This is a genomic window from Streptomyces sp. NPDC127177, assembly GCF_042672475.1.
GTDB lineage: Bacteria > Actinomycetota > Actinomycetes > Streptomycetales > Streptomycetaceae > Streptomyces.
In genome coordinates this window covers 1-6305 of sequence record NZ_JBHXUW010000119.1, presented here as the reverse complement: position 1 = coordinate 6305, position 6305 = coordinate 1, and the positions used below count along the sequence as shown (strand labels likewise).

Genomic DNA, 6305 nt, shown 5'->3' with positions numbered 1-6305 from the left:
TCCGGGCGGTGCGCCCCCTCCAGCCGCTCGGGGGGGTGTCCGTGGCGGGGGCGGCCGCCCGCCCCCCGCTGTCCACTGTTCGTCGTCCGGTCAGAAGACCGACTCGGCCTCGTGCATCCGGTCCAGCGGGACGCGCTTCAGCTGCGTCACCGCGTCGGCGAGCGGCACCATCTCGATGTCGTTGCCGCGCAGTGCCGTCATCCGGCCGAAGTCACCCCGGTGCGCCGCCTCCACCGCGTGCCAGCCGAAACGGGTGGCGAGCACCCGGTCGTACGCGGTCGGCGTGCCACCGCGCTGCACATGCCCGAGGATGACCGGCCGGGCCTCCTTGCCGAGCCGGGTCTCCAGCTCGACGGCGAGGCGGTTGCCGATGCCCTGGAAGCGCTCGTGGCCGAACTGGTCGATCGCGCCCTTGGCGTACGGCATCGAGCCCTCGGCCGGGTGCGCACCCTCGGCCACGCAGATCACCGCGAACTTCTTGCCGCGCGCGAAACGCTCCTCGACCATCTTGACCAGGTGCTCGACCTGGAACTGCCGCTCGGGCAGGCAGATGCCGTGCGCACCGCCGGCCATTCCGGACTCCAGCGCGATCCAGCCCGCGTGGCGGCCCATCACCTCGACGACCATCACGCGCTGGTGGGACTCGGCGGTGGTCTTCAGACGGTCTATGGCCTCGGTGGCGACGCCCACGGCGGTGTCGAAGCCGAAGGTGCGGTCGGTGGCCGAGATGTCGTTGTCGATGGTCTTCGGGACGCCGACGACGGGCATCCCGGCGTCCGAGAGCATCCGGGCGGCGGTGAGGGTGCCCTCGCCGCCGATCGGGATCAGCGCGTCCATGCCGTAACGGCGGCTCAGCTCGGCGCAGTTCTCGGCCGCCTCGCGCAGCCGGTCGCGCTCCAGCCGGGCGGAACCGAGGATGGTGCCACCGCGGGCGAGGATGCCGCTGACCGCGTTGAGGTCGAGGGGGCGGAAGTGGCCGTCGAGGAGGCCCTTGAACCCGTCCTCGAACCCGATGACCTCGTCGCCGTGACCCACCACCGCACGGTGCACCACCGAACGGATCACTGCGTTCAGGCCGGGGCAGTCGCCGCCTGCGGTGAGAACTCCGATGCGCATCGTGCTTTATCTCCTGCTCGCTAGGGCCTGTCCGGCGGCAACTACACAATCCCCCGTACCGTGAGCCACGGTGATTGTCCCATGCCGGGTCCGTACCCCGCGCTTTCGGCTGCTCACAGGGCGGCCGGCCGCACGCGGAGACGGTTGCGGCGGCTGTGAACAGGGGCTTTCCTCCGGCGGGCGGCCCCTCGGCCCCCGCAGGTATCGTCAAACAGGCGATATCACCCAAACCTGCCAGGCAAGGACGGGAGAGCACGCGTGACGCGCAGCGTGTACGTGACCGGGATCGACCGGGGGGACGGCCGCCAGGTCGTCGATCTGGGGGTCATGGAGCTCCTGACCCGGCAGGTGGACCGGGTCGGGGTGTTCCGGCCGCTGGTCCACGACGACCCCGACCGGCTGTTCGAGCTGTTGCGGGCCCGCTACCGGCTCTCCCAGGACCCGGGCACGGTCTACGGGATGGACTACCACGAGGCGTCCGCGATCCAGGCGGAGCAGGGTACCGACGAACTGGTCTCCCGGCTCGTCGAGCGCTTCCACCGGGTGGCCCAGAAGTACGAGGTGGTCCTCGTGCTCGGCACCGACTTCGCCGCCACCCAGCTCCCCGACGAGCTGGCCCTCAACGCCCGCCTGGCCAACGAGTTCGGCGCCTCGGTGATCGCCGTGGTCGGCGGCCAGGACCAGAACGCCGAGTCGGTGCGGGCCGAGGCGCGCAACGCCTACCGCGCGTACGCCGGTCTGGGCTGCGACGTCCTCGCGATGATCGTGAACCGGGTGGCCTCCACGGACCGCGAGGTCATCGCGGACCGGCTCGCCGCCACACTGCCCGTCCCCTGTTCCGTCCTGCCCGACGACCCGGCACTCTCGGCACCGACGGTCGCTCAGGTCACCGCGGCGCTCGACGGCACGGTGCTGCTCGGTGACGACGCGGGTCTGGCCAGGGACGCCCTGGACTTCGTGTTCGGCGGTGCGATGCTGCCGAACCTGCTGAAGGCCCTGACGCCGGGGTGCCTGGTGGTGACGCCCGGGGACCGGTCGGACCTGGTGGTCGGCTCGCTCGCCGCGCACAGCGCCGGGACACCGCCCATCGCGGGCGTACTGCTGACGCTGAACGAGCGGCCCGGCGAGGAGATACTCAAGCTGGCCGCGCGACTCGCACCGGGCACCCCGGTCGTCTCGGTGGCCGGCGGCTCCTTCCCCACCGCGGGCGAGCTCTTCGCCCTGGAGGGCAAGCTGAACGCGGCGACACCCCGAAAGGCCGAGACGGCACTGGGCCTCTTCGAGCGACATGTCGACACCGGGGCGCTCCTGGACCGGATCTCGGTCGCCCGCAGCGGCCGGGTCACACCGATGATGTTCGAGCACGAGCTGCTGGAGCAGGCCCGCGCGGACCGGCGCCGGGTGGTGCTGCCGGAGGGCACCGAGGAACGGGTGCTGCGCGCCACCGACGTACTGCTGCGGCGGGACGTCTGCGACCTCACCCTGCTCGGCGACCCCGACGTCATCCGCAAGAAGGCCGCCGACCTCGGCATCGACCTGGCCGGCACCCAGATCGTCGACCCCGGGACCTCCGAGCTGCGCCAGTCCTTCGCGGAGCGGTACGCGCAGCTGCGCGCGCACCGCGGAGTGACGGTCGAGCTCGCGTACGACGTCGTCTCGGACGTCAACTACTTCGGCACCCTGATGGTCCAGGAGGGGCTGGCCGACGGCATGGTCTCCGGGGCGGTGCACTCCACGGCCGCGACGATCCGCCCGGCCTTCGAGATCATCAAGACGAAGGACGGTGGCGGCTCCCGGGGCGGAGCCGCCGGGGGGACCTCGATCGTCTCGTCGGTCTTCTTCATGTGCCTGGCCGACAAGGTCCTGGTGTACGGCGACTGCGCGGTCAACCCGGACCCGAACGCGGAGCAGCTCGCGGACATCGCCGTCCAGTCAGCGGTCACCGCGGCCCGCTTCGGCGTGGAGCCCCGGATCGCGATGCTCTCGTACTCGACGGGCACCTCGGGCACGGGCGCGGACGTCGACAAGGTGCGTGAGGCGACGGACCGGGTGCGCGCGAGCCACCCGGACCTGATGATCGAGGGCCCGATCCAGTACGACGCGGCGGTCGAGCCGAGCGTCGCCGCGACGAAGCTGCCCGGCTCCGAGGTGGCGGGCCAGGCGACGGTCCTGATCTTCCCGGACCTGAACACCGGCAACAACACCTACAAGGCCGTGCAGCGCTCGGCGGGCGCCGTGGCCGTCGGCCCGGTGCTCCAGGGGCTGCGCAAGCCCGTCAACGACCTGTCCCGGGGCGCGCTCGTCCAGGACATCGTCAATACCGTCGCCATCACGGCGATCCAGGCACAGGGCGAGGAGTGACCCGCATGACCACCACCGAAGGTGCCGCCGCGCGGCCGGGGCCGAGCCGGGTGCTCGTCCTCAACTCCGGCTCCTCCTCCCTGAAGTACCAGCTCCTGGACATGCGCGACCACTCCCGGCTCGCCTCGGGTCTGGTCGAGCGGATCGGTGAGGAGACATCGCGGCTCGTCCACACCCCGCTGACCGGCGGCGGTGGCGAGAGCCGGGAGCGCGAGGGCCGGATCGCCGACCACGAGGCGGCGCTCAAGGCGGCCGCCGACGAGCTGGCCTCCGACGGGCTCGGTCTGGACTCCCCCGAACTGGCGGCGGTCGGCCACCGGGTGGTGCACGGCGGGCTGCGGTTCAGTGAGCCGACCGTGATCACCGACGAGGTGCTGAAGGAGATCGAGCGCCTGGTCCCGGTGGCGCCGCTGCACAACCCGGCGAACATCACCGGCATCCGCACCGCCCGGTCGCTGCGCCCCGACCTGCCGCAGGTCGCGGTCTTCGACACCGCGTTCCACACGACGATGCCGGAGTACGCGGCCCGGTACGCGATCGACGTGGAGACGGCCGACGCGCACCGGATCCGGCGCTACGGATTCCACGGCACCTCGCACGCGTTCGTCTCGCGCAAGGCGGCCGAGCTGCTGGGCCGCTCCCCCGAGGACGTCAACGTCATCGTGCTGCACCTGGGCAACGGCGCCTCGGCCTCGGCGGTGGCGGGCGGGCGGTGCGTGGAGACGTCGATGGGACTGACCCCCTTGGAGGGGCTGGTCATGGGTACGCGTTCAGGAGACATCGATCCGGCCGTCACCTTCCACCTCAAGCGGGTGGCGGGGATGTCGGCGGACGAGATCGACGTCCTGCTGAACAAGAAGAGCGGTCTGGTCGGCCTGTGCGGCGACAACGACATGCGGGAGATCCGGCGCCGGGTCGACGAGGGCGACGAACGTGCCGCGCTCGCCTTCGACATCTACGTCCACCGGCTGAAGAAGTACATCGGCGCCTATTCGGCGGTGCTCGGCCGGGTGGACGCCGTGGTGTTCACGGCGGGGGTCGGCGAGAACTCGGCCCCCGTACGGGAGGCTGCCATCGCCGGTCTGGAGGAGCTCGGCCTGGTGGTGGACGCGGATCTCAACGCCGTACGGTCCGGCGCGCCGCGGCTGATCTCGCCGGACTACGCACGGGTCGCGGTCGCCGTGGTGCCGACGGACGAGGAGCTGGAGATCGCCGACCAGACCTTCGCACTGGTCGACAACTGAGCACCCCCGCGCCCCTTTGTATCTTCCACCAGCCGGAATATTCCGCAGTGAAACAAACCGATAGGATCCGCCTCATGCGCCGTTCCAAAATCGTCTGCACCCTCGGTCCCGCCGTCGACTCCCATGAGCAGCTCGTCGCTCTGATCGAGGCCGGCATGAGCGTGGCCCGATTCAACTTCAGTCACGGTTCCCACGCGGAGCACCAGGGTCGTTACGACCGGGTCCGCAAGGCCGCCGCCGAGACCGGCCGGGCGGTCGGCGTACTCGCCGACCTCCAGGGCCCGAAGATCCGCCTCGCGAAGTTCGCCGAGGGCCCTGTCGAACTGGTCCGCGGGGACGAGTTCGTCATCACCTCCGAGGACGTCCCCGGAGACAAGTCGATCTGCGGGACGACCTACAAGGGCCTGCCCGGAGATGTCGCCAAGGGCGACCCGATCCTGATCAACGACGGCAACGTCGAGCTGAAGGTCGTCTCCGTCGACGGCCCCCGCGTCCGCACCATCGTCATCGAGGGCGGGGTGATCTCCGACCACAAGGGGATCAACCTGCCCGGCGCGGCGGTCAACGTCCCCGCCCTGTCCGAGAAGGACATCGACGACCTCCGCTTCGCCCTGAAGATGGGCTGCGACCTGGTCGCGCTCTCCTTCGTGCGCGACGCCGGTGACGTCAAGGACGTCCACAAGATCATGGACGAGGAGGGCCGCCGGGTCCCCGTCATCGCCAAGGTCGAGAAGCCGCAGGCCGTCGAGAACATGGAGGGCGTCGTCGCGGCGTTCGACGGTGTGATGGTCGCCCGTGGCGACCTCGCCGTCGAGTACCCGCTGGAGAAGGTCCCGATGGTGCAGAAGCGCCTGGTGGAGCTCTGCCGCCGCAACGCCAAGCCGGTGATCGTCGCGACCCAGATGATGGAGTCGATGATCACCAACTCCCGCCCGACCCGCGCCGAGGCGTCCGACGTCGCCAACGCCATCCTGGACGGCGCGGACGCGGTCATGCTCTCCGCGGAGTCCTCCGTGGGCGCGTACCCGATCGAGACGGTCAAGACGATGTCGAAGATCGTCGTCGCCGCCGAGGAGGAGCTGCTCTCCAAGGGCCTCCAGCCGCTGGTGCCGGGCAAGAAGCCCCGCACCCAGGGCGGTTCGGTGGCCCGCGCGGCCTGCGAGATCGCGGACTTCCTGAACGGCGAGGCCCTGGTCGCCTTCACCAAGTCCGGCGACACCGCCCGCCGCCTCTCCCGCTACCGCGCGGCCCAGCCCATCCTGGCCTTCACCACGGACGAGGCCACCCGCAACCAGCTCGCCCTCAGCTGGGGCGTCGAGGCCCACGTGGTCCCGCACGTGGACACCACCGACGCGATGGTCGACCTGGTCGACGCGGAGCTGCTGAAGCTGGACCGCTACAACGCCGGCGACACGATGGTCATCACGGCCGGCTCGCCCCCCGGCGTCCCGGGCACGACCAACATGGTGCGCGTGCACCACGTGGGCGGCCAGGACCGCGGCTGACCGCACGGCGGTCCCGTACGCGTTACGAGGGCGGCGCCCCGGTTCGGTTGAACCGGGGGCCGCCCGCGGGCGGTGTGGC

Annotated in this window: 4 protein-coding genes; 3 read left to right on the top strand and 1 reads right to left on the bottom strand. The window is 71.0% G+C overall.

Translation table 11 applies throughout. The features are described from left to right. Positions 1-90: 90 nt before the first annotated feature. Positions 91-1116: an ATP-dependent 6-phosphofructokinase gene (locus ACFVJX_RS35845; protein ID WP_384136812.1), complete on the bottom strand. Its 1026-nt coding sequence runs from the start codon at positions 1114-1116 to the stop codon at positions 91-93. A gap of 258 nt (positions 1117-1374) precedes the next feature. Here ACFVJX_RS35845 and pta point away from each other — a divergent pair, with 258 nt between their 5' ends. From pta to pyk, 3 genes are all read left to right on the top strand, one after another. Further along, the gene (gene pta, locus ACFVJX_RS35840) at positions 1375-3477 is read left to right on the top strand and encodes a phosphate acetyltransferase (protein ID WP_384136810.1); all 2103 of its coding nucleotides are present in this window, start codon (positions 1375-1377) and stop codon (positions 3475-3477) included. A 5-nt stretch (positions 3478-3482) separates the two neighbouring features. Further along, positions 3483-4721, top strand: coding sequence for an acetate kinase (locus ACFVJX_RS35835; RefSeq protein ID WP_384136808.1), 1239 nt, complete (start codon positions 3483-3485; stop codon positions 4719-4721). 74 nt (positions 4722-4795) lie between these two features. After that, entirely contained in the window at positions 4796-6226 is a 1431-nt protein-coding gene (pyk, locus tag ACFVJX_RS35830) for a pyruvate kinase (protein WP_384136807.1), read from the top strand. The last annotated feature ends 79 nt before the right edge of the window (positions 6227-6305 follow it).

Coding starts and splice junctions, on each gene's coding strand:
- ACFVJX_RS35835 (WP_384136808.1), top strand. CDS start 3,483: ATGACCACCACCGAAGGTGCCGCCGCGCGGCCGGGGCCGAGCCGGGTG.
- ACFVJX_RS35845 (WP_384136812.1), bottom strand. CDS start 1,116: ATGCGCATCGGAGTTCTCACCGCAGGCGGCGACTGCCCCGGCCTGAAC.
- pyk (WP_384136807.1), top strand. CDS start 4,796: ATGCGCCGTTCCAAAATCGTCTGCACCCTCGGTCCCGCCGTCGACTCC.